This is a genomic window from Enterobacter cloacae complex sp. IR5418 (genome assembly GCF_049238105.1).
Classification (GTDB): Bacteria; Pseudomonadota; Gammaproteobacteria; order Enterobacterales; family Enterobacteriaceae; genus Enterobacter; species Enterobacter hormaechei.
The window spans coordinates 1-26,214 of sequence record NZ_JBMKHS010000009.1; the positions used below are offsets into that span (position 1 = coordinate 1).

20 protein-coding genes and 1 tRNA gene are annotated in these 26,214 nt (G+C 57.0%); 12 read left to right on the top strand and 9 right to left on the bottom strand.

Annotation, left to right across the window (positions count from 1 at the left end; all coding sequences use genetic code 11):
* The first annotated feature begins 165 nt into the window (after positions 1-165).
* On the top strand, positions 166-414 hold the full coding sequence (locus tag ACOTX7_RS09270; RefSeq protein WP_221813384.1) for a hypothetical protein: 249 nt from the start codon (positions 166-168) through the stop codon (positions 412-414).
* A 63-nt stretch (positions 415-477) separates the two neighbouring features.
* Here the strand turns inward: ACOTX7_RS09270 and ACOTX7_RS09275 are convergent.
* Positions 478-572, bottom strand: a tRNA-Sec gene (locus ACOTX7_RS09275).
* Positions 573-859: 287 nt separating this feature from the next.
* On the opposite strand from ACOTX7_RS09275, the gene ACOTX7_RS09280 reads away from it, so the two are divergent.
* Together ACOTX7_RS09280 and yicI are read left to right on the top strand one after the other, a co-directional pair.
* Positions 860-2,251, top strand: coding sequence for a glycoside-pentoside-hexuronide family transporter (locus ACOTX7_RS09280; RefSeq protein ID WP_032646751.1), 1,392 nt, complete (start codon positions 860-862; stop codon positions 2,249-2,251).
* A 12-nt stretch (positions 2,252-2,263) separates the two neighbouring features.
* Positions 2,264-4,582: an alpha-xylosidase gene (yicI, locus tag ACOTX7_RS09285; RefSeq protein WP_221256727.1), complete on the top strand. Its 2,319-nt coding sequence runs from the start codon at positions 2,264-2,266 to the stop codon at positions 4,580-4,582.
* Positions 4,583-4,666: 84 nt separating this feature from the next.
* Here yicI and ACOTX7_RS09290 read toward each other — a convergent pair whose 3' ends face one another.
* Positions 4,667-6,361 (bottom strand): AsmA family protein, encoded by a 1,695-nt coding sequence (locus ACOTX7_RS09290; protein WP_221256728.1) that lies wholly within the window; start codon positions 6,359-6,361, stop codon positions 4,667-4,669.
* Between the two features lie 119 nt (positions 6,362-6,480).
* Positions 6,481-7,872 carry a xanthine/proton symporter XanP gene (gene xanP / locus ACOTX7_RS09295; RefSeq protein WP_006812439.1) on the bottom strand — a complete coding sequence of 464 codons (1,392 nt, stop codon included), beginning with the start codon at positions 7,870-7,872 and terminating at the stop codon, positions 6,481-6,483.
* A 224-nt stretch (positions 7,873-8,096) separates the two neighbouring features.
* Between xanP and gltS the strand changes: the two genes are divergently transcribed.
* Positions 8,097-9,299: a sodium/glutamate symporter gene (gene gltS, locus ACOTX7_RS09300; protein WP_006812438.1), complete on the top strand. Its 1,203-nt coding sequence runs from the start codon at positions 8,097-8,099 to the stop codon at positions 9,297-9,299.
* A 3-nt stretch (positions 9,300-9,302) separates the two neighbouring features.
* Here the strand turns inward: gltS and recG are convergent, their stop codons facing one another.
* The 5 genes from recG to gmk are packed head-to-tail and all read right to left on the bottom strand — an operon-like array spanning position 9,303 to position 15,169.
* Positions 9,303-11,384 (bottom strand): ATP-dependent DNA helicase RecG, encoded by a 2,082-nt coding sequence (gene recG, locus ACOTX7_RS09305; RefSeq protein ID WP_017383630.1) that lies wholly within the window; start codon positions 11,382-11,384, stop codon positions 9,303-9,305.
* A gap of 3 nt (positions 11,385-11,387) precedes the next feature.
* Positions 11,388-12,077 (bottom strand): tRNA (guanosine(18)-2'-O)-methyltransferase TrmH, encoded by a 690-nt coding sequence (trmH, locus tag ACOTX7_RS09310; RefSeq protein WP_047354969.1) that lies wholly within the window; start codon positions 12,075-12,077, stop codon positions 11,388-11,390.
* Between the two features lie 4 nt (positions 12,078-12,081).
* The gene (spoT, locus tag ACOTX7_RS09315; RefSeq protein ID WP_006812435.1) at positions 12,082-14,196 is read right to left on the bottom strand and encodes a bifunctional GTP diphosphokinase/guanosine-3',5'-bis pyrophosphate 3'-pyrophosphohydrolase; all 2,115 of its coding nucleotides are present in this window, start codon (positions 14,194-14,196) and stop codon (positions 12,082-12,084) included.
* Between the two features lie 19 nt (positions 14,197-14,215).
* Positions 14,216-14,491 (bottom strand): DNA-directed RNA polymerase subunit omega, encoded by a 276-nt coding sequence (rpoZ, locus tag ACOTX7_RS09320; protein WP_000135058.1) that lies wholly within the window; start codon positions 14,489-14,491, stop codon positions 14,216-14,218.
* 54 nt (positions 14,492-14,545) lie between these two features.
* Positions 14,546-15,169 (bottom strand): guanylate kinase, encoded by a 624-nt coding sequence (gene gmk / locus ACOTX7_RS09325; RefSeq protein WP_006177710.1) that lies wholly within the window; start codon positions 15,167-15,169, stop codon positions 14,546-14,548.
* Positions 15,170-15,419: 250 nt separating this feature from the next.
* On the opposite strand from gmk, the gene ligB reads away from it, so the two are divergent.
* From ligB to etk, 8 genes are all read left to right on the top strand, one after another.
* A complete protein-coding gene (gene ligB, locus ACOTX7_RS09330) occupies positions 15,420-17,090 on the top strand; it encodes an NAD-dependent DNA ligase LigB (protein ID WP_221257191.1) in 1,671 nt (556 codons plus the stop codon).
* 708 nt (positions 17,091-17,798) lie between these two features.
* Positions 17,799-18,095, top strand: coding sequence for a hypothetical protein (locus ACOTX7_RS09335; RefSeq protein ID WP_032674168.1), 297 nt, complete (start codon positions 17,799-17,801; stop codon positions 18,093-18,095).
* Positions 18,096-18,210: 115 nt separating this feature from the next.
* Positions 18,211-18,855, top strand: a complete 645-nt coding sequence (locus tag ACOTX7_RS09340; RefSeq protein ID WP_221256729.1) for a YjbF family lipoprotein — start codon at positions 18,211-18,213, stop codon at positions 18,853-18,855.
* Positions 18,852-19,589 (top strand): capsule biosynthesis GfcC family protein, encoded by a 738-nt coding sequence (locus ACOTX7_RS09345; protein WP_260630836.1) that lies wholly within the window; start codon positions 18,852-18,854, stop codon positions 19,587-19,589. Before ACOTX7_RS09340 ends, ACOTX7_RS09345 begins: the two co-directional genes overlap by 4 nt.
* Positions 19,589-21,682 carry a YjbH domain-containing protein gene (locus ACOTX7_RS09350; protein WP_221813386.1) on the top strand — a complete coding sequence of 698 codons (2,094 nt, stop codon included), beginning with the start codon at positions 19,589-19,591 and terminating at the stop codon, positions 21,680-21,682. The genes ACOTX7_RS09345 and ACOTX7_RS09350 overlap by 1 nt, the downstream gene beginning before the upstream one ends.
* Before the next feature lie 43 nt (positions 21,683-21,725).
* Positions 21,726-22,859, top strand: coding sequence for a polysaccharide export protein (locus ACOTX7_RS09355; RefSeq protein WP_006812429.1), 1,134 nt, complete (start codon positions 21,726-21,728; stop codon positions 22,857-22,859).
* Positions 22,847-23,290: a protein tyrosine phosphatase gene (locus ACOTX7_RS09360; RefSeq protein ID WP_221256731.1), complete on the top strand. Its 444-nt coding sequence runs from the start codon at positions 22,847-22,849 to the stop codon at positions 23,288-23,290. The genes ACOTX7_RS09355 and ACOTX7_RS09360 overlap by 13 nt, the downstream gene beginning before the upstream one ends.
* A 22-nt stretch (positions 23,291-23,312) precedes the next feature.
* Positions 23,313-25,490, top strand: coding sequence for a tyrosine-protein kinase (etk, locus tag ACOTX7_RS09365; protein WP_221256732.1), 2,178 nt, complete (start codon positions 23,313-23,315; stop codon positions 25,488-25,490).
* Between the two features lie 26 nt (positions 25,491-25,516).
* Here the strand turns inward: etk and ACOTX7_RS09370 are convergent, their stop codons facing one another.
* Positions 25,517-26,134, bottom strand: coding sequence for a trimeric intracellular cation channel family protein (locus ACOTX7_RS09370; RefSeq protein ID WP_006812426.1), 618 nt, complete (start codon positions 26,132-26,134; stop codon positions 25,517-25,519).
* Between the last annotated feature and the right edge of the window lie 80 nt (positions 26,135-26,214).

Consider the following 26,214-nt stretch of genomic DNA (forward strand, 5'->3'; position numbering starts at 1 on the left):
AGATGCGTGATCTGATCCTTCAACTCAGCAAAAGTTCGATTTATTCAACAAAGTCATTCAATGTTCTACAATATTAAAGCTAAGAATGTAAGTTATGATAGAATTGTATTCGACACGTATGACTATTTAGATACTGTAATCTCTTTTTCACTCACGGATGCGTTTATGGGAGCATTCCGTGTTTATTATGAAAGGACTAAAGATAATAACGCCATGAAAATGATGGGGTTGCTTAAATATGGAACATTAAATCCTATTCATACTTTATTGCTTAGATATGGATTTTCTCCTGAAGATATTGATTTAGTTCAAGAACATATTAAATATATCAGTGAGGATGATATTATTTTTAACAAATTAGAAAATATCCCTATTGACATACAAGATAAGATTTCGTGGTATCTACCTGAATAACAAGGCGAAGTTTATGATATAAAGTTTGTGAATAAAGGATAAAATAATCTGAGTAGAAATTTTTGGCGGAAGATCACAGGAGTCGAACCTGCCCGGGAACGCTGGCGCCCCCAACTGGATTTGAAGTCCAGCCACCTCACCGGAGATGACGATCTTCCGCGCCTGCATTGCTACATGGAGGCGGGGCGCATTATAGCTACTTTCAGGCATTTACCACATACCCCACACCACTTTTTTCACCTCTCTTTTGACCTGAATCCCCCTGTTTCAGTTAATTCTTAAGAAAATCCTCAGGTTAGCATTTCGTGCTCACCAACTTTTATCCCGATCACAAAAAACAAGAAACGTAATCTCTTAACCAGAAAACGCAATACCCGCTCCTGAAACAATGGTTTAAAAAACGGTAACCGGTCTCAGCGCCCCCTACAGCGTGAAGGATAAAAATATGAGCGAAGTCCTGTCAGTAAAAGAGAAGATTGGCTACGGCATGGGAGACGCCGCCAGCCACATCATTTTTGATAACGTCATGCTTTATATGATGTTTTTCTACACCGATATTTTTGGTATTCCCGCCGGGTTTGTCGGCACCATGTTCCTGCTGGCCCGCGCGCTGGATGCGATCTCCGACCCGTGCATGGGGCTGATTGCCGACCGCACCCGCAGCCGCTGGGGCAAGTTCCGCCCGTGGATTTTATTCGGCGCGATCCCGTTCGGCATCGTCTGCGTGCTGGCCTATACCACGCCGGACCTCAGCCTTAACGGAAAAATGGTTTACGCCGCCATCACCTACACCCTGCTGACGCTGCTCTATACCGTGGTCAACATCCCGTACTGCGCGCTGGGCGGCGTGATCACCAACGACCCGACGCAGCGTATCTCTCTTCAGTCCTGGCGCTTTGTGCTTGCGACGGCGGGCGGCATGCTCTCCACGGTGCTGATGATGCCGCTGGTGAACCTGATTGGCGGCGACGATAAGGCGTTCGGCTTCCAGGGCGGGATCGCCGTGCTGTCGGTGGTCGCGTTCCTGATGCTGGCGTTCTGCTTCTTCACCACCAAAGAGCGCATCCAGGTGCCACCGAGCACCACCTCCATGCGTGAAGATCTGCGCGACATCTGGCAAAACGACCAGTGGCGCATCGTCGGCGTGCTGACCATCCTCAACATCCTCGCCGTCTGCGTGCGCGGCGGCGCGATGATGTACTACTGCACCTGGATCATGGGCTCGCCGGAGGTGTTCGTCGCGTTCCTGACGACCTACTGCGTCGGCAACCTGATTGGCTCCGCGCTGGCGAAACCGCTCACCGACTGGAAGTGCAAGGTCAGCATCTTCTGGTGGACCAACGCCGCGCTGGCGGTGGTCAGCGTGGCGATGTTCTTCGTGCCGATGCATGCCACCGTGCTGATGTTCGGCTTCATCTTCGTTATCGGCGTGCTGCACCAGCTGGTGACGCCGATTCAGTGGGTGATGATGTCCGATACCGTCGACTACGGTGAATGGACCAACGGCAAACGTCTGACCGGCATCAGCTTCGCGGGCACGCTGTTCGTGCTGAAACTCGGCCTCGCGCTGGGCGGAGCGATGATCGGCTGGATGCTGGCAGGCGGCGGCTACGACGCGGCAGCCAAAACCCAGAACAGCGCGACCATCAGCATCATTATCGGCCTGTTTACCCTGGCACCGGCGATCTGCTACGTACTGAGCGCCATCATCGCCAAACGCTACTACACGCTGAAAACCCCCTTCCTGACCAAAATCCTGGGCGAGCTGGCGCAGGGCGCACGCCGCAATCAGCAGGAATTTGAAAACCTGCCGGTCAGCAAAGAATTGCAGAACTAAGAGGACGTAAGCATGAAAATCAGTGATGGAAACTGGCTTATCCAACCGGGCCTTAACGTGACGTATCCGGTGCAGGTGTTCGACGTGGAGCAGCAGGGCAATGACCTGGTGGTGTACGTCGCGCCGCGTGACGTGCGCGAACGCACCTGGCAACTCGACACGTTGATGTTCACGGTGCGCCTGTTTGCTCCGCAGGAGGGGATTATCGGGGTGCGCATTGAGCACTTCCAGGGCGCGCTGAATAACGGCCCGCACTATCCGCTGAACGTTCTGAAAGACGTGAAGGTAGAGATTGAAAACAACGCCGAATTTGCCGAGCTGAAAAGCGGCAGCGTCAGCGTGCGTGTCACCAAAGGCGAGTTCTGGGCGCTGGATTTCCTGCGCAACGGCCAGCGCATTACCGGCAGCCAGCTGAAAAACAACGGCTATGTGCAGGACAGCAACACCGATCGCAACTATGTGTTTGAACGTCTGGATCTGGGCGTGGGGGAAACGGTCTACGGTCTGGGCGAGCGCTTTACCGCGCTGGTGCGTAACGGCCAGACGGTCGAAACCTGGAACCGCGACGGGGGCACCAGCACCGAGCAGTCCTACAAAAACATCCCGTTCTACCTGACCAACCGCGGCTACGGCGTGCTGGTGAATCACCCCGAGAACGTCTCGTTTGAAGTGGGTTCCGAGAAAGTCTCCAAAGTGCAGTTCAGCGTGGAAGGGGAATATCTCGAGTACTTTGTGATCGACGGCCCGACGCCGAAAGACGTGCTGAACCGCTATACGCAGTTTACCGGGCGTCCGGCGCTGCCACCTGCGTGGTCGTTCGGTCTGTGGCTGACCACCTCGTTCACTACCAACTACGACGAAGCCACGGTCAACAGCTTTATCGACGGCATGGCCGAGCGCGACCTGCCGCTGCACGTCTTCCACTTCGACTGCTTCTGGATGAAGGCCTTCCAGTGGTGCGATTTTGAGTGGGACCCGGTGACCTTCCCGGACCCTGAGGGGATGATCCGCCGCCTGAAAGAGAAAGGGCTGAAGGTCTGCGTGTGGATCAACCCGTACATCGGCCAGAAATCCCCGGTATTCCGGGAGCTGAAAGAGAAGGGCTACCTGCTCAAACGCCCGGACGGCGCCCTGTGGCAGTGGGACAAATGGCAGCCGGGGCTGGCGATCTACGACTTCACCAATCCGGACGCGTGTCGGTGGTATGCCGACAAGCTGAAAGGCCTGGTGGAGATCGGGGTGGACTGCTTCAAGACTGACTTTGGCGAGCGTATCCCGACCGACGTTCAGTGGTTCGACGGGTCCGATCCGCAGAAGATGCATAACCACTATGCATACATCTATAACGAGCTGGTGTGGAACGTGCTCAAAGAGACGGTGGGGGAAGAAGAGGCGGTGCTGTTTGCCCGTTCTGCCTCCGTCGGGGCGCAACAGTTCCCGGTGCACTGGGGCGGCGACTGCTACGCCAACTATGAGTCGATGGCCGAAAGCCTGCGCGGTGGGCTGTCGATTGGGCTGTCCGGCTTCGGATTCTGGAGCCACGATATCGGCGGGTTCGAAAACACCGCCCCGGCGCACGTCTACAAGCGCTGGTGCGCGTTCGGGCTGTTCTCCAGCCACAGCCGCCTGCACGGCAGCAAATCCTACCGCGTGCCGTGGGCGTACGATGATGAGTCCTGCGACGTGGTGCGCCACTTTACTCAGTTGAAATGTCAGCTGATGCCGTACCTGTATCGTCAGGCGGCGCTGGCCCGCGAGTTCGGTACGCCGATGCTGCGCGCGATGATGCTGGAGTTCCCGGACGATCCGGCGTGCGATTATCTCGACCGCCAGTACATGCTCGGGGATTCAATGATGGTGGCCCCGGTGTTCTCCGAGGCGGGTGACGTGCAGTTCTACCTGCCGGAAGGGCGCTGGACGCATCTGTGGCACAACGACGAAATTGAGGGCAGCCGCTGGCATAAGCAGCAGCACGATTTCATGAGCCTGCCGGTCTACGTGCGCGACAACACCCTGCTGGCGTTGGGCAACAACAACCAGAAGCCGGACTACGCGTGGCACGAGGGGACAGCCTTCCAGCTGTTCAACCTGGACGACGGCGCAACGGCGGTGAGCGAAGTGCCTGCGGCGGACGGTTCCGTTGTGTTTACGCTGAAAGCGTCACGTCAGGGCGACATCGTGACCCTTACCGGCGACGGGGAAGCACGTAACTGGTCCGTCTGCTTGCGCAACGTGCAGAAGGTGAGCGGCGTGAAAGGCGGTTCACATACGGGCAGTGAGTGGGGCGTGGTGGTGAAAGCGCAGGGGGGTGAGGTGGTGGTTCACCTCTGAGCTGGAAAAATGCCCGGTGGCGCTTCGCTTACCGGGCCTACAGGGGATCGTAGGCCGGGTAAGGCATAGCCGCCACCCGGCTGTTTACTGTGCCGGAGCCATCGTCGACACCACTCCGCCCGTCATGGTCTGCTGTACCTGCTGTTTATCCATATTCACTGCGTTCAGCTTCCCGTTCACCGTCGGCTTCAGCGGCGTATTCGCCTGTACGCTGCCGCTGGCGGTGAGCTGAATATTGCCGTCGCCCGCAATCGGCAGCGCTGGCCAGCCCCACTGCTGCAAGACGTTGAGCGGTACGCCGCGCCCGTTCAGGCTCACGGTGGTTTGTCGCTGTGGCAGTTGCGAAACGGTGGCGGTCGCTTCCAGGATCCCTTTCTCGGTAAAGGCGCTCAGATCGGTAATATTTACCGTCGCGGCGTTGGCATTCAGCGCCAGCGACGGGCGTCGCACGTCGACGCGGTTAAAGGTTGCTGCCGCCCCGTTCAGGGTTGCGTTACCGCCCCACACGCCCCACTTGTGGTCTTGCGCCAGCCGCAGATTAGCGCCATAACCGTCGAGGGAGGTGATCTGCCACGGGAAAGCAGGATCGATGTCGATCACCAGGTTGCGGCTCAGGCCGAATTTTTTCAGCGTCACACTGTTCAGCCATGCCGGGAGCGGATCCATCCACAGCGTTTTCCAGTTTTCCGGAAGCGTATATTCCAGCCCGGCAATGGCAACGTCGTCCAGCACCAGTGCCTGACCCTCGCGCAGCCAGTTGCCGGAGGTGCGCACCATGCCCCCTTCCCAGCGGGAGGTGAACTGACGCAGCGCAATGCCCTGCGGGGAGAATTCCGCATTCAGGATAGGGTCAAACAGATGCAGCGAGCCGTAGATAAACTCGCTGGCGTTCATGGATAACCGTCCCTCCTGGCTTTGCCAGTCACCTTTACTCAGGGTGAGGTTACGCAGGCTGAAATCGAGGTCGGTTACCGCCCAGTCTGGCCCCTGTAGACGGGCATCGGTCACTTCCAGCCGCCCAATCTGTAACGAAGGCAGGGTGGAGAGAGGGGCGAAGAAATCCAGCAGCGATTTGTCGGTTTGCAGGCGGATTTCATTCAGCCGCAGGGTGTCGATAACCCAGCCACCGTCGGCATTACGCAGGGCCGAACCCGTAAGCGAGCCGCGCGCCATATCGGCACCGATGGTGTTCAGCACCACCTCTTTGCCGTTGAGTTGTCCCTGAATCAGCACGTTGTTGGCCGGTATGCCGTTGAGCGTGAGCGACCCGGCGCTCATCTGGATTTGCGCATTTTTCCCCAGCACGTTCCCCGCCTCGGGCTGCCACGGGCTGACGCCGCCGGTCACCTTTTGCGCACTGAGATCCCACGCCGTGTTCGGGCTGTTAAAGGCCATGTTATTGAGTTGCAGACGGTCGGCCTGGAACGGCAGCGGCGCCGTCTGCGGTGATAAATTCAGCGTGCCATCGAACAGGGTGATGGCGTCCATATGCAGCAGGTCGGTGATCTGGCGGCTGCTTAAGCCAATATCCACTTTTTTAGCGACCAGCGTGGCCGGTTTGCCATCTCGCCCGAAGGTGACATTTTCCAGAAGGATGTGAGAAGGGGATGAAAAGCGGTGATCCATCAGGTCAAAGTTAAGCTCGTAATCGGTATTTACCGTGATCCAGCTGCTGACCTGCGATGCGCCCCAGCGGGTCTGGAGCAGAAAATAGAAGGCGAGCACTACAATGAGCAGAGCTACCAGAAGAGAGATAAGCAGCTTTCCAATAAATTTCATGGTCTTCCTTCCCGCGAAACGCACATAAGGGTGTTATGCACGATTTATGCGCAATGCTCAAGGCGGGAATGGTGTAAAGAGATGTCACGGCAGGCATTGACAGCCTGCCGTGTGGGGGATCAGTTCTTTTCAGGCGGGAAAATGAGATTCAGCACGATAGCGGTAATACCGCCCGCGGCAATGCCGGAAGAGAGCAGGTTTTTCACCCAGTCCGGAGCAAATTGCAAAATCAACGGCTGCTGGGAGACGCCAAGCCCTACGGCGAGAGACAGCGCGATAATCATGATAGCGCGGCGGTTCAGCGGCTCGCGTGAAACAATACGCACGCCGGAGGCGGCAATGGTGCCAAACATGACCAGCGTCGCGCCACCCAGTACCGGCTCGGGAATGTGCTGGACAAAGCCGCTCACCGCCGGGAACAGGCCGAGGACCACCAGCATCAGCGCCACCACGAAGCCCACGTAGCGGCTGGCCACGCCGGTCAGCTGGATCACGCCGTTGTTCTGGCCGAAGCAGGAGTTCGGGAAGGTGTTGAACACCGCCGAGACAAACGAGTTCAGACCGTTCGCCAGCACGCCGCCCTTCAGACGCTTCATATACAGCGGGCCAGAGACCGGCTGCTCGGATACGTCGGAGGTGGCAGTGATATCGCCAATGGTTTCCAGCGAGGTGATCATAAAGACCAGCATCAGCGGCAGCAGCAGGCTCCAGTCAATGCCCAGACCGTAGTAAAGCGGCGTTGGCACGGTAATCAACGCGCTGTTGGTCGGCGCGGTGTTTTCCGGCAGCATACCCATCGCCCACGCCAGCAGGTAACCGGCCGCCATGGCGATCACCAGCGATGCCACTCGCAGGTACGGGTTACGCTGGCGGTTAAGCAGAATAATGATCGCCAGCACTACGCCTGCCAGCAGCAGGTTTTTTGGCGCGCCGAAGGTGTGGTCGTTCATTGCCGCGTAGCCGCCACCGATGGAGGTCAGACCCACCTGAATCAGCGACAGGCCGATAATCATCACCACCACGCCGGAGACCAGCGGGGTGATCACGCGGCGCGCCAGGTGCAGAACGCGGGAGATGATCATCTCTGTGCAGCTTGCCAGCATCAGGGTGCCGAAAAGCGCCGCCATCATGGTCGGGACATCTGCGCCGCCGGTTTTCAGTGCCGTACCGCCCATGATCAGCGGCGCCACGAAGTTAAAGCTGGTGCCCTGAATCGACAGTAACCCCGAACCCACCGGACCCCACGCTTTAATTTGAATAATGGAGGCCACGCCGGAAGCGAACAGCGACATACTGATGATATGTTGGGTATCCTGTGCCGGTAACCCCAGCGCCTGGCAAATCAACAGCGCCGGCGTAATGACCGCAACGAACATCGCCAGCAGGTGCTGGCAGGCGGCAAAGAGGGTCTGAGGCAACGGGGGACGATCTTCAAGGCGGTAAATCAGTTCGCTGTTTTGCTTCTGCGCAATCGGTTGCGCATCAGAAGACTCCAGAGTGTTAACAGACATCGGCGGCAATCCCACGGTGGAAAAGCGGGCATTTTATCTGACCACCTGGTAAAAGCAAACGATTGCCAGCAAAAAAAAGAGAGAAAATCTGCCGATGTGAGCAGGTTTTCTACAACGAAGAGGAAAAAAAAATTACACTTTTCGCGCCGGTGGCTCATGACGAGTGTAACCCGGCCCAGGATAACGCCGCGTGTGTATGGAACACGCGCATAACAGGAGCCTCTATGATTCATCTCGATACGTTATCGACCCTTGTTGCTGCAACGCTGGTTCTTCTGCTTGGTCGCAAGCTGGTACACAGTGTTTCCTTTCTGAAAAAGTACACCATTCCTGAACCTGTCGCCGGTGGATTGCTGGTGGCGCTGGCCCTGCTGGTACTGAAAAAAAGCATGGGCTGGGAAATCGATTTTGATATGTCCCTGAAAGATCCGTTGATGCTGGCCTTCTTTGCCACAATCGGCCTGAACGCCAACCTCGCAAGCCTTCGTTCGGGCGGCAAGGTGCTGGGCGTGTTTCTGATTGTCGTGGTGGGCCTGCTGCTGATGCAAAACGCCATCGGTATCGGTATGGCGTCATTGCTGGGACTGGATCCGCTGATGGGTCTGCTGGCGGGGTCGATTACCCTGTCAGGCGGCCACGGAACGGGCGCGGCGTGGAGCAAGCTGTTCATCGAACGCTATGGCTTTGAAAACGCAACGGAAGTGGCGATGGCCTGCGCGACCTTTGGCCTGGTGCTCGGCGGGCTGATTGGCGGCCCGGTGGCGCGCTATCTGGTTAAACACTCCACCACGCCGGAAGGCCGACCAGACGATGAAATGGTGCCGACCGCCTTCGAAAAACCGGACGTTGGCCGCAGCATCACCTCGCTGGTAATGATTGAAACCATCGCCATGATTGCCATCTGCCTCACCGTGGGCAAAATTGTTGCGCAATGGCTGGCGGGAACGGCTTTCGAACTGCCAACCTTTGTCTGCGTGCTGTTTATCGGGGTGATCCTGAGCAACGGTCTGGCGCAGATGGGCTTCTACCGCGTCTTTGAGCGCGCGGTGTCCGTGCTCGGGAACGTCAGCCTGTCGCTGTTCCTGGCGATGGCGCTGATGAGCCTCAAGCTGTGGGAACTGGCCTCGCTGGCGCTGCCGATGGTGGCGATCCTGGCGGTGCAGGCCGTGTTCATGGCGCTGTATGCCATCTTTGTTACCTGGCGCATGATGGGCAAAAACTATGATGCGGCGGTACTGGCTGCGGGTCACTGTGGATTTGGTCTGGGAGCGACACCAACGGCCATCGCGAATATGCAGGCGATCACCGAACGGTTCGGCCCGTCGCACATGGCGTTTCTGGTGGTGCCGATGGTGGGCGCATTCTTCATTGATATCGTCAACGCGCTGGTCATTAAGCTTTACCTGATGCTGCCGATGTTTGGCTGACCGTCAGGCGTTGGAATACCGCTCGGTTTCCGGCATCCAGCGTTCAATTAACGCTGCCGCCTGTTCGGGGTAGCGTTCATGAATATGACGCGCAAGGCGTTGTACTTCGGGGATCATGGCCTGATCGCGCAGCAAATCCGCCACTTTAAATTCGGCGTTACCCGTCTGACGCGTGCCAAGCAGTTCGCCCGGGCCGCGGATCTCCAGGTCTTTTTGCGCAATAACGAAGCCGTCATTGCTGTCGCGTAATACCTGCAAACGCATCTGCGCGGTTTTCGACAGCGGGGCTTTATACAGCAGTACGCAGTGAGAGGCGATTGCGCCACGACCCACGCGGCCTCGCAGCTGGTGGAGCTGTGCCAGGCCCAGACGCTCCGGGTTCTCAATAATCATCAGGCTGGAGTTTGGCACGTCCACGCCCACTTCGATGACCGTGGTCGCAACGAGTAAATGCAGCTCGCCCTGTTTGAACGACTGCATCACCGCCTGCTTCTCGGCAGGCTTCATACGCCCGTGAACCAGACCGACGTTCAGCTCCGGCAGGGCGAGCTTTAACTCTTCCCACGTGGCTTCGGCGGCCTGCGCTTCCAGCAACTCCGACTCTTCAATCAGGGTGCAGACCCAGTACGCCTGACGCCCTTCCTGCGTACAGGCGTTGCGCACGCGGTCAATGATGTCGCTGCGGCGCGTGTCCGGAATGGCGACCGTCGTCACCGGCGTACGGCCAGGCGGCAGCTCGTCGATGGTGGAGGTATCCAGATCGGCATAGGCCGTCATCGCCAGGGTGCGCGGAATAGGCGTGGCGGTCATGATCAGCTGATGCGGGTGGAAGCCCTGTTGCAGACCTTTCTCCCACAGCGCCAGACGCTGATGAACACCAAAGCGGTGCTGTTCGTCGATAATGACCAGCGCCAGGCCGTTAAACTGCACCTGTTCCTGGAAAATGGCGTGCGTGCCGACAATCATCTGCACCTGCCCGCTGGCAATGGCTTCCTGCTGCGCAAGGCGTGCTTTGCCCTTCTGCTTCCCGGCCAGCCAGCCCACTTCGATTCCCAGCGGGGCGAACCAGTTACGGAAATTGTTGGCGTGCTGCTCGGCCAGCAGTTCCGTCGGCGCCATCAGCGCCACCTGCTTGCCATGGGCGATGGCGCGTAAAGCAGCCAGCGCGGCGACCAGCGTTTTCCCGGAACCCACGTCGCCCTGCACCAGGCGCATCATTGGCACATCCAGCGCCATATCGCGTTCGATTTCGGCAGTCACCCGTGCCTGGGCGCCGGTGGGTTTAAACGGCAGTGAGGCAAGCAGCTTATCTTTGAGCTCATCACGCTGGCTTAATGGCTGCGCGTGGAAACGCTGCGCACCTGCGCGCAGGGCCAGCATGCTCAGGTTGTGAGCCAGTAATTCCTCAAGGATAAGACGCCGTTGGGCGGGGTGTTTACCGCTTTCTAAATCAACAAGCTGAAGCGTTGGCGGTGGACGGTGCAGGGTGCGCAACGCCTCCGGCAGGCTCATCATGCCCTGCGCCAGTTCCGGTGGCAGCAGCTCGTTAATGGCGCAGGTATCGAGCAGCTCCAGCGCCTGGTCGGTGAGCTTACGCAACGTGGCCTGCTTAATGCCTTCGGTGGTTGGATAGACCGGCGTGAGCGTCTCCTGTAGCTCCGGTGAGCTGAGATCGCCCTGCACGCGGTATTCCGGGTGGATCATCTCCGCGCCGTATTTGCCACGTTTGGCTTCGCCGTACGCGAGCACACGTCGCCCGGTGGCAAGGCTGTTTTTCATCGCCGCATTGAAGTTGAAAAAGCGCATGGTGAGAATGCCGGTGCCGTCGCTGATCTGGCAGGTCATCATCCTGCGTCCGCCAAAGGTGATGTTGCAGTTCAGCACTTCCCCTTCAACGGTGGCATAAATGGCAGGCAGCAGATCGCCAATCTTATAAAGCTGGGTGCGGTCTTCGTAACGCAGGGGGAGGTGGAGCAGGAGATCCTGCACGGTATGCAGGCCAATCTTCGCCAGTTTACTGCTTTGTGCCGCGCCCACACCCGTCAGGCTGTTGAGCGGTATGGCGTCCAGCAGGCGGCCTTTCATGGTTTACCCTGCGTACTGCATGGTGGACCACCACTCGGCATCGGCTTCAATTTCGCCCTGCGCGTTGACGTGGGGGTAAGGCAATTTCTTCTGCTTCGCAACGCGAGCCAGCACCGGATAGCCACCTTCAAACAGCAGGCGCTGCTGCTCATCTTCCGGCAGCATGCTGTTGCTGCGCTCGTACATTCCGGCGTTCTGACGCTGGCGCTGCGCTTCATACAGGATCAGCGCAGAGGCGACCGACACGTTCAGTGACTGGACCATGCCGATCATCGGGATGATGATATCCCGATCGGCTAAATCCAGTGCTTCCTGGGTGATCCCCGTTTTCTCCTGTCCCATCAAAATGCAGGTCGGACGGGTATAGTCGATCTCACGGAAATCCACGGCTTTCTCTGAGAGGTGGGTTGCCAGAACCTGCATACCACGCCCTTTCAGGTGTGAGACCGCTTCACCAATGGTCTGGTGAGTTTTCACGGATACCCAGCTGTTGCTGCCTGCGGCGGTGGAGGCCATGGTGCGCATACGTGCACCGGGCCAGACGGCGTGGACTTCATGCACGCCGACGGCATCTGCGGTGCGGACGATAGCAGAGACGTTATGAGGTTTATGGACCTGCTCCATGCAGACCGTCAGATCAGGCTGACGCCTGGCGAGCATTTCGCAGATTCGCTCGTAACGTTTTGAATTCATGATGCTAGTTTCTATTACGGGTGACTTTAATGACATCCGGCATCACGCGGATCTTGCGCATAATATTGGCCAGATGCACGCGGTCACGGGCGGTCAGGCGAATAAAGGCGCTGTAAACTCGACCATCTTTTTCTTCCGTATTCAGGCTCTGAATGTTGGAGGAGGCCGTGTTGATCGCTGCCGTCAGGTTCGCCAGTGCACCCTGGTGGTTGAACATATCCACCTTGATTTCAGTGATAAATTCCTGCGCCGTCTCTTTATCCCACTCGACCGCCATGAACTTCTCAGGCTCTTTCTGGTAGCCACGGATGTTACGGCAGGATTCGTGGTGGATCACCAGCCCTTTACCCGGGCTGACGTGCGCAATAATCGGGTCGCCCGGGATAGGACGGCAGCATTTGGCGAAGGTGATGAGCACCCCGTCAGCGCCTTTGATCGGCAGGTGACCATGATTTTGCGTGTTGGCTGGAACGGCTGTCGTTTCGCCTTGTTGCAGGTTCTTCGCCACAACCACGCTCATGGCGTTGCCGAGGCCAATCTCTGCCAGCAGGTCATCCAGCGAGGCGAGCTTCATACGCTCCAGCTCATGCTGAATGTTCTCAGGCGGGATCTCGGCCAGTTTGCGGCTGCCACCCAGCGCGTGATTGAGCAGACGACGCCCCAGGCTGACGGAATCATCGCGCTTGAGGTTTTTCAACAACTGGCGAATTTTTGCGCGCGCTTTTGAACTTACAACAAAGTTCAGCCAGGCGGCGTTAGGACGTGCGCCCGGCGCGGTAATGATCTCCACCGTCTGCCCGCTAAAGAGCGGCTGAGACAGCGGATAAGGCTGCCTGTCGACGCGGGCACCTACGCAGGCATGGCCGATATCGGTATGCACGGCGTAAGCAAAGTCGACCGGCGTCGCGCCCGCAGGCAGTTCGACAATGCGCCCTTCCGGCGTGAAAACGTAAATCTCATCCGGGAAGAGATCGGATTTAACGCTCTCGATAAATTCAAACGAGCTACCTGCACTCTGTTGCAGCTCCAGCAGGCTCTGCATCCAGCGCTGGGCACGGATTTGCGCAGTGGTGCTGCTTTCGCCACCGTGCTCTTTATAAGCCCAGTGCGCCGCGACACCCATCTCCGCCATCTGATCCATATCTTCGGTACGAATCTGCACCTCAACAGGGACGCCGTGCGGGCCAATCATGGAGGTGTGCAAAGATTGATATCCGTTCGCTTTTGGAATAGCGATGTAATCTTTGACGCGCCCCGGACGTGGCTTGTACAGGCTGTGCATCTGCCCCAGCACGCGGTAGCAGGTATCAGAGTCATGGACGATGACGCGGAACGCGTAAATATCCATGATCGAGTGAAAACGCTGCTCTTTGAGCACCATTTTGCAGTAGATAGAGTACAAATGCTTTTCACGACCGCTCACGCGGCATGGAATACCGGCTTCCTGCAAACGCCCTTCGATTTCAGAGAGGATTTTTTGAATCATCTCTTTACGGTTACCGCGAGCGGCTTTAACCACCTCTTTAATCACGCGGTAGCGGTTTGGGTACAACGCTTCAAAACCCAGCTCTTCCAGCTCGGTTTTAATGTGATGAATACCTAAACGGTGTGCCAGCGGACTGTAGATTTCGAGGGTTTCACGGGCGATGCGGCGACGCTTATCCGGGCGAAGTGAGCCCAGCGTGCGCATGTTATGGGTGCGGTCAGCAAGTTTGATGAGAATGACGCGGATATCCTGCACCATCGCCATGATCATCTTGCGAAAGTTTTCGGCTTGCGCCTCTTTCTTGTCGCGGAATTTCAGCTTATCAAGCTTAGAGACCCCTTCCACCAGCTCGGCAACGCTTTTGCCAAACAGCTGTTCCATGTCCTGGTAGGTGGCAGGGGTATCTTCGATCACGTCATGCAGCAGGGCGGCCATCAGCGTTTCGTAGTCGAGTTTCATCTCGGCCAGAATACAGGCCACCGCTACCGGGTGCGTGATGTAGGGTTCACCGCTTGAACGTGTCTGGCCCTCGTGAGCGTCACGTGCAACGAGATACGCCTGCTGAAGACGCTTAATCTGGTCTTCAGGCAGGTAGGTTTGAATCAGTTGATTCAGGCTTTCAAACAGATACAAGGGCGACCCGCAGGTTTAATTAACGACGACCTTCAGCAATAGCGGTAACAGCTTGTAATTCAGCGGCTTCCTGCTCTTGCTGCTCCTGGCGCTCACGCACGTCGAGGATCTGATTGTTGATCAGACCTTCTTCGATTTCGCGAAGTGCAATAACGGTGGTTTTATCGTTTTCTTCCGGTACCAGCGGATCTTTACCGCCTACCTGCATCTGACGAGCGCGACGCGCGGCGACCAGCACCAGGTCAAAACGGTTACCAATTTTCTCTACAGCGTCCTGAACAGTTACGCGTGCCATACTTAAAATGCTCCACAGGTGAAGAAATGACTGGGCATGATACTGAAAGTGGGTTCAGTCTGCCAACAGTTTGGTGATTAATGCGTCATGTCGCTGCTTCTGGCGGCTCATACGCAGACGTTCTGCGCGAAGGATAGTTTTGAGATCGCTCAGCGCGGCATCAAAATCATCATTCACAATAAGGTAATCATATTCCGCGTAATGGCTCATTTCTGCAACAGCCTGCGCCATACGCTTCGCGATAACTTCTTCGCTATCCTGGCCGCGACCACGCAGGCGGCGATCCAGTTCATCTTTCGATGGCGGTAAAATAAAGATACTGCGCGAATCAGGCATTTTCTTACGAATTTGCTGCGCGCCCTGCCAGTCGATATCCAGGAACACGTTCACGCCGGTCGCCAGAACCTGCTCAATGGTTTCACGCGAGGTACCGTAGTAGTTACCGAATACTTCTGCGTGTTCAAGAAACGCATCTCTGCCAATCATCGCTCTGAATTCGTCGTGATTCACAAAGAAATAGTGTTCACCGTGCACTTCACCCGGACGCGGCGCTCGCGTGGTGTGAGAAACAGAAACCTGCGTATCGTACAACGGTTGGGTTTTTAACAGTGCCTGAATAAGGCTGGATTTACCCGCGCCACTAGGGGCAGAAACAATATAAAGCGTGCCTTGAGCCATGAGAGTCTTTTGTATGTGTTAACGAAGAAGTCCTACATACGGGCTTATTATACACGTCGCCGCTGTGTGACGTAGCCTTTGTCACACTTTTTCCCGTGGATGATTAAATTTTGCGTGCCGTTTTCAGCTTTTCCCTTCCTTTTGCTGCAACAAAAACAATGCGCTGAAGCGCGCTCGTAAAATGCATTTTTGCAGCTGGTCTGCGGCGGGCGGGCAGGGTATACCCTTCGCAAAACAGGGAGGGATAATGATGGTGAGATGGATAAGCATACTGATGATCTTCTTAAGCAGCGGGGCGATGGCAATCTGCCCGGTCTGGTCACCGGCTAAAGCCGGGCAGGAGATCGCGGCCCTGAAGGCCCAGCTGACCCGCTGGAATGATGATTACTGGAAGCAGGGCAGCAGCGAGGTAAGCGACGACGTTTACGACAGGCTTAACGCCCGCTTAAAACAGTGGCAGCGCTGTTTTCACGATGAGCCGCTGCACGACGATCTCCCTGCCGCCAGCGGGACGGTGAGGCACCCCTTCGCCCATACTGGCGTGCATAAAGTAGAAAGCCAGCAGGCGCTTAGCCGCTGGATGGCGACGCAGCAGGATCTCTGGGTCCAGCCAAAGGTGGATGGCGTAGCAGTCACTCTGGTTTACAAAAACGGCAAGCTGGTGCAGGCGATTAGCCGGGGCGACGGTTTACAGGGGGAAGAGTGGACGGCACAGGCGCGAATGATCCCCGCTATCCCGCAAACGCTGACCGGGCCGCTTGCCAACAGCGTGTTGCAGGGTGAACTTTTTCTGCTGCGCGAGGGGCATATCCAGCAGCGGATGGGCGGTATGAACGCGCGTGCGAAGGTGGCAGGAGCGATGATGCGCGCCACCGATCGCGCAGCGCTGAAGCAGACAGGCATTTTTATCTGGGCCTGGCCGAACGGCCCAAAAACGATGAAGACACGCCTTTCCGCGCTGGCGGAGGCAGGTTTTACCCTGACGGCGCGCTATACCCTACCGGTGAAAAACGCGGCTGACGTGGAGGCGCAGCGGGCGGCCTGGTTTAAGGCTTCGCTACCGTTTGCCACGGATGGCATCGTGGTCCGCGCTTCCGCAGAGCCGCCGGGCGAGCAGTGGCTGCCGGGTGAAGGGGGCTGGGTCGTCGCATGGAAATACCTTCCTGTGGCCCAGGTGACGGAAGTCAAAGCAATCCACTTTACCGTGGGACGTACCGGGCGGATCACCGCGATTGCGCAGCTTGAGCCGCTGATGCTCGACGACAAACGCGTACAGCGCGTCAGCCTGGGGTCGGTTAACCGCTGGCAGAGGCTGGATATTGCCCCCGGTGATCAGGTGCTGGTAAGCCTGGCGGGACAAGGTATTCCCCGGCTGGATAACGTGGTGTGGCGGAATGTCGATCGCCGTAAACCGCAGCCGCCCTCAACGCGCTATAACGGCTTAACCTGCTTCTACGCCTCCCCGGAATGCATGGAGCAATTCTTTGCCCGGCTGACGTGGTTAAGCTCCAGACAGGCGTTAGATATCGAAGGAATAGGTGAATCAGGATGGCGGACCCTCTATCAGGCGCATCGGTTTGAGCACCTCTTCTCCTGGTTACAGCTCACGCAGGAGCAACTCACCGCGACGCCGGGGATATCAGTAACGCATGGCGCTGCGCTATGGCATCAGTTTAACCTGGCGCGGGAGCGTCCTTTTATTCGCTGGATCGCCGCGATGGGAATACCGCTGGCCCGGTCGACGCTCAAGGCGGCAGGGGATCGCACCTGGCAGGCGCTGATTCAGCGAAGCGAAGCGGAGTGGCGGAGGCTGCCGGGTGTCGGACAGGAGAAGGCCCGCCAGATCGTCAACTGGCTGCATCAGCCCCAGATTGATGCGCTGGCGAAGTGGCTGGCCGCAGAGCACATTGGTGGATTTTAATTTGCGTGCGCTTCTGGACAGTCTGGCGAGGGGCGCACAATTCCGCAGCCGTGAAAAAGCGTCTTTATGACACGCAGTTTATATACGCAGTAATTATGAATATAAATAAAACATTCATGGTAAATATATTTTGAGAGAATATTATCCCTGAACCTGATTTCAGAATTTGTTCTGTTTTGGTTTTTATTTTTTTTAGACGACTGGCTTAATTGATCTCAATCACTATTAATCGAGAACAGTAGCCAGCAATGAAGGTGTTATTGGCGATGCAGCCTGAAAGTGACTCATGATATTTTCTGTTATTTCATTGTGTTAACTAAGCTGTTAATAGCGTATTGCGTTTTTCCCTGGTTAACACTTGGTCATATTTATTCTGGCTGAAATCATTGCGTCAAATTATTATAAGAATTATCTTATCCAAAATTTTTAAGGTAGTTACCGCTGGGGTGCCATATGCATCACTTCTGCGTTTTCCTTTCTTTTTGCGCCCCGTGAGGGAGTTAACTATCTGAACTCCAATTGAAGCCATTAAGGGTATCGAAATATATCCTGGCGGTTTATATGCGCTGGTGTTCAGAGCCCAGGGCTTTTACATGGATGATTTTCCGTCCCTGTCGGGTCGGGATTCAGCCCCGGGCTTTATGCCCATTAACCGGGACCTGGTTTCCAGGTGCTCATCTTTTCCTTCATTTGAATGAGGACCAAAAAATGAAAAGGACGCTTTGTACAGTGCTGACGGCACTCACGCTGGCGACTGCTCTGCCTGCTATGGGCGCTACCACCGAAGCAGGTAGCACCAGTGCAGCAACGACCGGAACAACAACCGGAGCAACGGTGGGAACCACTGCTGGCACCACGGGGGGGTTGGCAGCAGGCGCGATAGGAACAACCGCTGTAGTCACCACCGCTGCGATTGCCGGTGTAGCGACGTTAGCCGTTGTCGCAGCAAGCGACAGTGGCGATGACTCAGGCAATGGTACTTCCACGACGACAGTAACCCGCTAAGGCTGGTGCGCAAGGCGATGCAGCCTTGTGCTGAACAGCGCAACGACTTGACCCGGTGGCGATATCAAAGCCGGGTATTTAATTGATTTCAATGTTATTTAATAAAGGATTCCTGGTGAGACTGTTTATTCTGCTCATCATGATTCTGCTGATCCAGGGATGTACGCCGAGCCAGCAGAGCATAATTGAGACCTTTAACGCCAGCCTGGACGGGCGCCAGGATGTGACGGTAACGGACGGGCAGATTCAGGCGCTCCCTTACTCAACCATGTACCTGCGTCTGGATGATGGCCCGAGGATCCTGGTGGTTCTCGGATATATCGAACAGGGAAACAGTAAATGGTTATCGCAGGATAATGCGATGATCGTCACGCATAACGGTCGCCTTATCCGCACGCTCAAGCTCCCTTATAACCTGCTTGAGGTAACAAACCTTGAGCACGATCCGCTGCGCCACACGCCGCAGCTCCACAACGGCAGCCAGTGGTCGCGCGATGTGCGCTGGCAAGAGGAGGGGCGGCATCGCTCCGCACACCTGACCTCGAACTTCTCTTTGAGTGGGACAGAAAACCTGACCATTGCCGGAAACACGCTACGTTGTCAGGTCTGGCAGGAGACGGTGCAGGCCGACGGCCTCGATCGTCGCTGGCATAACACCTTCTGGATTGATTCCGCCACCGGCCAGGTACGGCAGAGTGAACAGATGCTCGGCGCTGGCGTATTTCCTGTCGCCATGACGATGTTGAAGCCCGCCCCATGAACAGACTCAAAAAATGGTTACCAGGCGTAGGGCTATCTCTCTTCAGCCTGTCCGCCTTAGGTGTAAGCGTGGTTACCGTGCATCAGCCGGGAAAAACGTGGTCTGCTGAACAGGCCGATACGCTCTCCCGGCTGGTCACCCAGCCGCAGTTTAACAACGTCTGGTGGCAGGGGGCAGCGATCGCAACCCCTTCCGCCACGCGGCGCGCACAACAGACGCAACAGCAGGTACTGGCGCTGCTTACAGCCTGGCAGAATCGCGCCGATGACGAGCGGGCCGCGACCGTGCGCGCTGTCGCTGCACAAATCCAATCCCTGCGGATCGTCGGACGGCAGTTTGTCAGCCTCGATCCAGACGCCGTGCGTACCGATGCCCGCGGCGATCGTCCCCTGGAAGGCCGTTACGATCTGTGGCTCTCGCCTGCACCCCGCACCGTCACGCTGATGGGGGCGGTCGCAACGCCGGGAAAACGGGCCTGGCGACCGGGCGCAAGCATTCGGGATTACTTACAGGGGAAGCCGCGGCTGGCCGGTGCTGACAGGAATAACGTGACCGTGATCGATCCTGACGGCAGTACGGTTGTTGCGCCGGTGGCGTACTGGAACGCACGCCATATAGAAGCAGAGCCGGGCGCTGTTTTGTGGATGGGGTTTGATCCCCGGGCGGTGCCGGACGATTTTACCGGGCTGAATGAGCAAATCGTTGCGCTCCTGACGCGGCGGATACCAGACTAATGAACAAACTTTTTTTACTGAGCGGCCTTGCTCTGGCGATCTCTTCTGCCTGCCACGCGGAGCTGCGTACCTGGCCCGATCCGACTGGACCTTCGCAGTCCGACTTTGGCGGCACCGGCCTGATGCAAATGCCCGACGCGCGCTTTGGCCGGGAGGGGGAATTCAGCGTCAATTACCGCGATAACGACCAGTACCGTTTTTACTCCTCTTCGGTCGTACTCTTCCCGTGGCTGGAAGGGACGATCCGTTATACCGACGTCCGCACACGCAAATACAGCAGCGACGAGGATTTCAGCGGCGATCAAAGCTACAAGGATAAGTCGTTCGACTTTAAGGTTCGTCTGTGGGAAGAGGACTACAGCCTGCCGCAGGTGGCGCTCGGCAAGCGTGATATTGCAGGCACTGGCCTGTTCGACGGTGAATATCTGGTTGCCAGCAAAATGGCCGGACCGGTCGATTTTACCTTTGGAATAGGCTGGGGATATCCCGGTAATAGCGACAACGTGGGCAACCCGCTTTGCCACGACAACAATAAGTATTGCACCCGCGCCGAGTCGCATGATGCCGGGGATATCAGCTTTAGCGATATGTTTCGTGGTCCGGCGTCGCTGTTTGGCGGCCTACAGTATCAGACGCCCTGGCAGCCCCTGCGCCTGAAGCTCGAGTATGACGGCAACAACTATGCCGATGATTTTGCCGGCTCCCTTAAGCAGTCGAGCCATATCAACGTGGGGGCGGTCTATCGAGTTGCCGACTGGGCCGATCTCAATCTCAGCTATGAGCGCGGCAATACGCTGATGTTTGGCTTTACCCTGCGGACCAACTTCAACGACCTGCGCCCCGCGCTGCGTGATAACCCGAAACCGGCCTGGCAACCGGCACCGACAGGCGAGACGCTGGACTATACCTCGGCGGCAAACCAGCTCACCGCGCTTAAGTACAACGCAGGCTTCGATGCGCCGGAGATCCTTCAGCACGGCAATACCTTATACATGACCGGCGAACAGTATCGCTATCGCGATCCGCGCGAAGCGGTGGATCGCGCCAACCGTATTCTGATCAATAACCTGCCTGATGGGGTCGACACGATCGCTATCACCCAGCAGCGTGACCATCTGCCGCTGGTCACGACGCAAACCGATGTCGCCAGCCTGCGTAAACAGCTGATCGGGCAACCGCTCGGTCAGGAGGAGACGCTGAAGCAGCAGCGCGTCGAGCCTGTGGATACCACAGCGTTCGGGCGCGGCTACCGTATTCGCGCCGATCGCTTCAGCTACAGCGTCAAACCGACGCTGGCGCAGTCGCTGGGCGGTCCGGAAGATTTCTATATGTTCCAGGTGGGCGTGATGGCCAGCGCCAACTACTGGCTGACCGACCGTCTGCTGCTCGACGGCGGCGTGTTCGCCAACCTCTATAACAACTACGACAAGTTCAAATCCTCGCTACTCCCCGCCGATTCCAGCCTGCCGCGCGTCAGAACCCATATTCGCGATTATGTCAGCAATGACATCTACATCAACAACTTACAGGCCAACTATGTCGATGCGCTGGGGCACGGCTTCTATGCCCAGATTTATGGCGGCTACCTCGAAACCATGTACGGCGGTGTGGGTGCAGAGGCGCTCTGGCGTCCGCTGGATAACGACTGGGCGCTGGGCGTGGATGCGAACTACGTCAAACAGCGCGACTGGGACGACATGATGCGCTTTACCGATTACAGCGTGCCAACCGGATTTATCACCGCTTACTGGAACCCGGCGAAGCTCAACAGTGTGCTGATGAAGCTGAGCGTCGGGCAGTACCTGGCGAAGGATAAAGGCGCCACCCTCGACGTCGCGAAGCGATTCGACAGCGGCGTGACGGTAGGCGTCTGGGCGGCGCTGACGAACGTCTCGAAAGAGGATTATGGCGAAGGCGGCTTTAGCAAAGGCTTCTACATCTCGATCCCGCTTGATCTGATGACGATCGGCCCAAACCGCAACCGGGCGGTGGTCTCGTGGACGCCTCTTACGCGTGATGGCGGCCAGATGTTAGGCCGTAAATACCAGCTCTATGACATGACGTCAGAACGCGAAACCCCGGTAGGGCAGTAGTACCGGATGAATTAAGCATTACTTAACCAGATGATTTTCCTGAATGAAAAACGTTAAATTTTCCGTGCTTGCGTTGGCTATGATGGCGTTAAGCGGTTGTACTATCGTACCGGGCCAGGGACTCAGCACCCAGGGCAAAGATATTATTGATTTGCCTGACAGCAATTACGATCTGGAGAAGATGGTCAACGTCTATCCGCTCACGCCGGGGCTGGTCGAGCAATTGCTGCCTGGCAAAGTTGACTCCCGCGCCAATCCTGAACTGGATCGCCAGCTCCAGAATTATCAATACCGCATCGGCGTCGGCGACGTACTGATGGTTACCGTCTGGGACCACCCGGAGCTGACTACCCCCGCAGGCCAGTACCGTAGCGCCAGCGATACGGGCAACTGGGTGAACGCCGATGGCACGATCTTCTATCCCTATATCGGCAAAATCCACGTCGTCGGCAAAACGCTGGCCCAGGTGCGCGATGAGATCGCCGCCCGGCTGGACTCGGTGATTGAAAGCCCGCAGGTGGATGTCAGCGTGGCGGCGTTCCGCTCACAAAAAGCCTACGTGACGGGCGAAGTGGCTAAGTCGGGCCAGCAGCCCATCACCAATATTCCGCTGACGATAATGGATGCGATCAATGCGGCAGGCGGCCTGACGGCGGAGGCGGACTGGCGCCACGTGGTGCTGACCCACAACGGCAAGGACACGCACATTTCTCTCTACGCGCTGATGCAGCGCGGCGATCTCACCCAGAACAAACTCCTCTATCCGGGCGATATTCTCTTCATTCCGCGTAATGACGACCTGAAAGTGTTTGTCATGGGCGAGGTGGGTAAACAGAGCACCCTGAAGATGGATCGTAGCGGGATGACGCTGGCGGAAGCGCTGGGTAATGCCCAGGGTGTGAATCAGGATATGGCCGACGCCACGGGGATCTTTGTGATTCGTCCGTTGCAGGGCAAGCAGAACGGCAAAATCGCCAACGTCTACCAGCTTAACGCCCGGGATGCCACCGCAATGGTTCTGAGCACCGAATTCCAGCTGGAGCCTTACGACATCGTCTATGTCACCACCGCGCCGCTGGTGCGCTGGAACCGCGTGATCTCTCAGCTTGTACCGACCATTACGGGTGTACATGACCTGACTGAAACAGGGAGATATATCAGAACATGGCCAAATTAACGGTTAACGCCATCCTGGTGATCTGTACCGGCAATATCTGCCGCTCCCCCATTGGGGAACGGCTGCTGCGCCAGCTGCTTCCCGCCGCCCGGGTCGATTCAGCGGGTATTTGTGGCCTGGAAGGGCGCACAGCCGATTCACAGGCGGCAGAGATCGCCGCCGAACACGGCACCCTGCTTGAGGGCCACGTAGCGCGCAGGCTCACCTCCGCCATGGTACGCGACTACGATCTGATTCTGGCGATGGAGCTAGAACATATCGAGCAGGTCACGGCTATCGCACCGGAGGCGCGCGGCAAAATGATGCTCTTTGGTCACTGGACGGGCAGAAAAGAGATCCCGGACCCCTACCGTAAAAACCGGGACGCATTTGAATATGTTTATGGGCTGCTGGAGCAGGCCAGTCTGGAATGGGCAAAACGGCTCAGTTAATCACACGGGATAGTTACGTTTTATGTCAACAAATAACCTTCACGCCCATGATGCGTCTGCCGCGAATAACGAGATCGATCTGGTGCGCCTGTTGGGTGAGCTGCTCGACCACCGAAAATTTATTCTCATCCTTACCGCGCTGTTCACGCTGGCGGCCCTGCTTTATGCGTTCTTTGCCACGCCGGTTTATCAGGCCGATGCGCTGATACAGGTGGAGCAGAAGCAGGGCAACGCGCTACTCAGTAACCTTAGCGAGTTCATCCCTGACTCCTCGCCGGAGTCGGCGCCGGAGCTTCAGCTTTTCCAGTCGCGCATGATCCTCGGTAAAACGATTGATGACCTGAACATGCGCACACAGGTCAGTGAAAACTATTTTCCCCTTGTCGGACGCGGCTGGGCGCGGCTCACCGGCCAGCAGCCGGGCATCGTCGATATCAGCATGCTCAATCTCCCTCCTGTCGCAGGCCAGGCGCAAAAGCTGACGCTGACCGTCGGCGAGAAGGGCCACTACCAGCTGGAGGGGGATAACGTGACGTTACAGGGCGTTGTGGGACATCCCCTGAGCGCGGCGAATATCGCCATTAACATTGCCGATATCCAGGCGAAGCCGGGTACGCAATTTACGATTTCACAGCTGAGCGAGCTGGAGGCCATTGACGCGCTACAGCTGCGTTTTTCCGTGAGCGAGCGCAGCAAGGATAGCGGGATGCTTGGCCTGACCATCACGGGGGAGGATCCCGACGAGATGGCCCGCGTGCTTAACTGCATCGCCGACAACTATTTACAACAGAACGTGGCTCGCCAGGCGGCGCAGGATGCGAAAAGCCTGCAATTTTTGAAGCAGCAGCTTCCGCAGGTGCGCAGCGAACTGGACCAGGCCGAGGAGAAGCTCAACCGTTATCGTCAGCAAAACGACTCCGTTGACCTGAACCTGGAGGCAAAAGCGGTGCTGGAGCAGATTGTGAATGCAGACAATCAGCTCAATGAACTGACCTTCCGGGAAGCGGAAATTTCGCAGCTCTACAAAAAAGATCACCCTACTTACCGGGCGCTGATTGAGAAACGCCAGACGCTGGAGCAGGAAAAAAACCGCCTGAATAAACGGGTATCGTCCATGCCGTCAACCCAGCAGGAGGTGTTGCGCCTGAGCCGCGATGTGGAGTCGGGACGCGTTATCTATCAGCAGCTGCTTAACCGCGAACAGGAGCTGAGCATCGCCCGGTCGAGCGCGATTGGCAACGTCCGCATTATCGATCCGGCCGTGACCCGGCCGCAGCCAGTTAAGCCGAAAAAAGCGCTGGTCGTTGTTCTGGGGGTTCTCCTGGGTCTGTTCGTCTCCGCAGGCTGGATCCTGGCGCGCAGTATGCTACGTATGGGCATTGAAACGCCGGAGCAGCTGGAGGAGCACGGGATTAACGTCTATGCCACCGTGCCGCTGTCGGAATGGCTGGCTAAAAAGATGCGATTGCGCAAAAAAGACTTTTTGTCCCGGGGCCTGAGCCATAAGACAAAACATATCCCCTTCCTGGCGGCGGATAACCCTGTCGATCTCTCCGTGGAGGCGATTCGCGGCCTGCGCACCAGCCTGCATTTCGCGATGATGGAGTCAGCGAACAATATACTGATGATCTCTGGCGCCACGCCGGACAGCGGAAAAACGTTTGTCAGCAGTACCCTGGCGGCAGTCGTGGCGCAGGCGGGCCAGACAGTGCTCTATATTGATGCGGATATGCGTCGCGGGTATGCCCATGATCTGTTTAAGCTCGACAATACCTGCGGCTTGTCGGAGATATTGTCCGGTAAGGCGGAGTATGCGCAGGGCGTTCAGACCTTCGATAAAGGCGGATTCGATACCATCGTGCGCGGTCAGATCCCCCCTAATCCGGCGGAGCTTCTGATGCATACGCGCTTCCGGAAGCTGCTGGACTGGGCGAACGAACGCTATGATCTGGTGATTATCGATACGCCGCCGATCCTGGCGGTCACCGACGCGGCGGTTGTTGGCCGTCGCGCAGGCACCACGCTGCTGGTCGCCCGCTTCGGAATGAACAGCGTGAAGGAGATGCTGGTCTGTGTACAGCGTCTGGAGCAGAGTGGCGTCAACACTAAAGGGGTGATTCTCAACGGCGTCGTTAAGCGGGCAAGCAACGCTTACGGCTACGGCTACCATCATTACGGTTACAACTATTCGAGTAACTGATTATCCGGCTTCTGCCCGTTCTGACATTAATGCGCATTGTGTTTGTAATGGAAAACGGGCAGGCCCAGCTTCAGGCGCAATGCCAGCATACGCGCGGTGAAACCAAACAGCAGCGTGGAGATAACCACCACATCGTGGCTGGTGACATAATGCTGCAAGGCGACGTAAAGCACTGCCGCGGCAAAAGAGATGCCGGCATACAGTTCCTTCTGGAAAACCAGCGGGATACGTTTGCAAAACATATCTCGCAACACCCCGCCAAACACGCCCGTGATCACCGCTGCAATGGTGGCGATAACCGGGCCTTCACCCATATCGAGTGCGATTTGTGCGCCAATGATGGAAAAAACTATCAGGCCAAGCGCATCCAGTACCAGGAATAAGCGACGCAGATGGGGCATCACCGGGGCCACAATCGTCGTTAGCACGGCTGCCGTTGCCACGATAATGACGTACTCAGGGTTTTTGACCCAGCCGAGCGGATAATGGCCAAGCAGGATATCGCGCACGGACCCGCCGCCGAGTGCAGTGGCTGTGGCAATAATGATCACGCCGAAGGTGTCCATCCTGCGACGCCCGGCGGCGAGCGCGCCGGTCATGGCTTCTGCGGTAATGCCAATAAGATAGAGAATGTGAAGCAGCATAAAACCTCCGGAATGAAGAGGAGGAGATTAGCGATTTGTGCGGAAGATCACGATTGAGATTTTCTAAGGCGAGGCGGTTT

Bases quoted from the DNA above. Each gene is read 5' to 3' on its own strand.
- ACOTX7_RS09270 (WP_221813384.1), top strand. From the start codon at position 166: ATGGGAGCATTCCGTGTTTATTATGAAAGGACTAAAGATAATAACGCC.
- ACOTX7_RS09280 (WP_032646751.1), top strand. From the start codon at position 860: ATGAGCGAAGTCCTGTCAGTAAAAGAGAAGATTGGCTACGGCATGGGA.
- yicI (WP_221256727.1), top strand. From the start codon at position 2,264: ATGAAAATCAGTGATGGAAACTGGCTTATCCAACCGGGCCTTAACGTG.
- ACOTX7_RS09290 (WP_221256728.1), bottom strand. From the start codon at position 6,361: ATGAAATTTATTGGAAAGCTGCTTATCTCTCTTCTGGTAGCTCTGCTC.
- xanP (WP_006812439.1), bottom strand. From the start codon at position 7,872: ATGTCTGTTAACACTCTGGAGTCTTCTGATGCGCAACCGATTGCGCAG.
- gltS (WP_006812438.1), top strand. From the start codon at position 8,097: ATGATTCATCTCGATACGTTATCGACCCTTGTTGCTGCAACGCTGGTT.
- recG (WP_017383630.1), bottom strand. From the start codon at position 11,384: ATGAAAGGCCGCCTGCTGGACGCCATACCGCTCAACAGCCTGACGGGT.
- trmH (WP_047354969.1), bottom strand. From the start codon at position 12,077: ATGAATTCAAAACGTTACGAGCGAATCTGCGAAATGCTCGCCAGGCGT.
- rpoZ (WP_000135058.1), bottom strand. From the start codon at position 14,491: ATGGCACGCGTAACTGTTCAGGACGCTGTAGAGAAAATTGGTAACCGT.
- gmk (WP_006177710.1), bottom strand. From the start codon at position 15,169: ATGGCTCAAGGCACGCTTTATATTGTTTCTGCCCCTAGTGGCGCGGGT.
- ligB (WP_221257191.1), top strand. From the start codon at position 15,420: ATGGTGAGATGGATAAGCATACTGATGATCTTCTTAAGCAGCGGGGCG.
- ACOTX7_RS09335 (WP_032674168.1), top strand. From the start codon at position 17,799: ATGAAAAGGACGCTTTGTACAGTGCTGACGGCACTCACGCTGGCGACT.
- ACOTX7_RS09345 (WP_260630836.1), top strand. From the start codon at position 18,852: ATGAACAGACTCAAAAAATGGTTACCAGGCGTAGGGCTATCTCTCTTC.
- ACOTX7_RS09350 (WP_221813386.1), top strand. From the start codon at position 19,589: ATGAACAAACTTTTTTTACTGAGCGGCCTTGCTCTGGCGATCTCTTCT.
- ACOTX7_RS09355 (WP_006812429.1), top strand. From the start codon at position 21,726: ATGAAAAACGTTAAATTTTCCGTGCTTGCGTTGGCTATGATGGCGTTA.
- ACOTX7_RS09360 (WP_221256731.1), top strand. From the start codon at position 22,847: ATGGCCAAATTAACGGTTAACGCCATCCTGGTGATCTGTACCGGCAAT.
- etk (WP_221256732.1), top strand. From the start codon at position 23,313: ATGTCAACAAATAACCTTCACGCCCATGATGCGTCTGCCGCGAATAAC.
- ACOTX7_RS09370 (WP_006812426.1), bottom strand. From the start codon at position 26,134: ATGCTGCTTCACATTCTCTATCTTATTGGCATTACCGCAGAAGCCATG.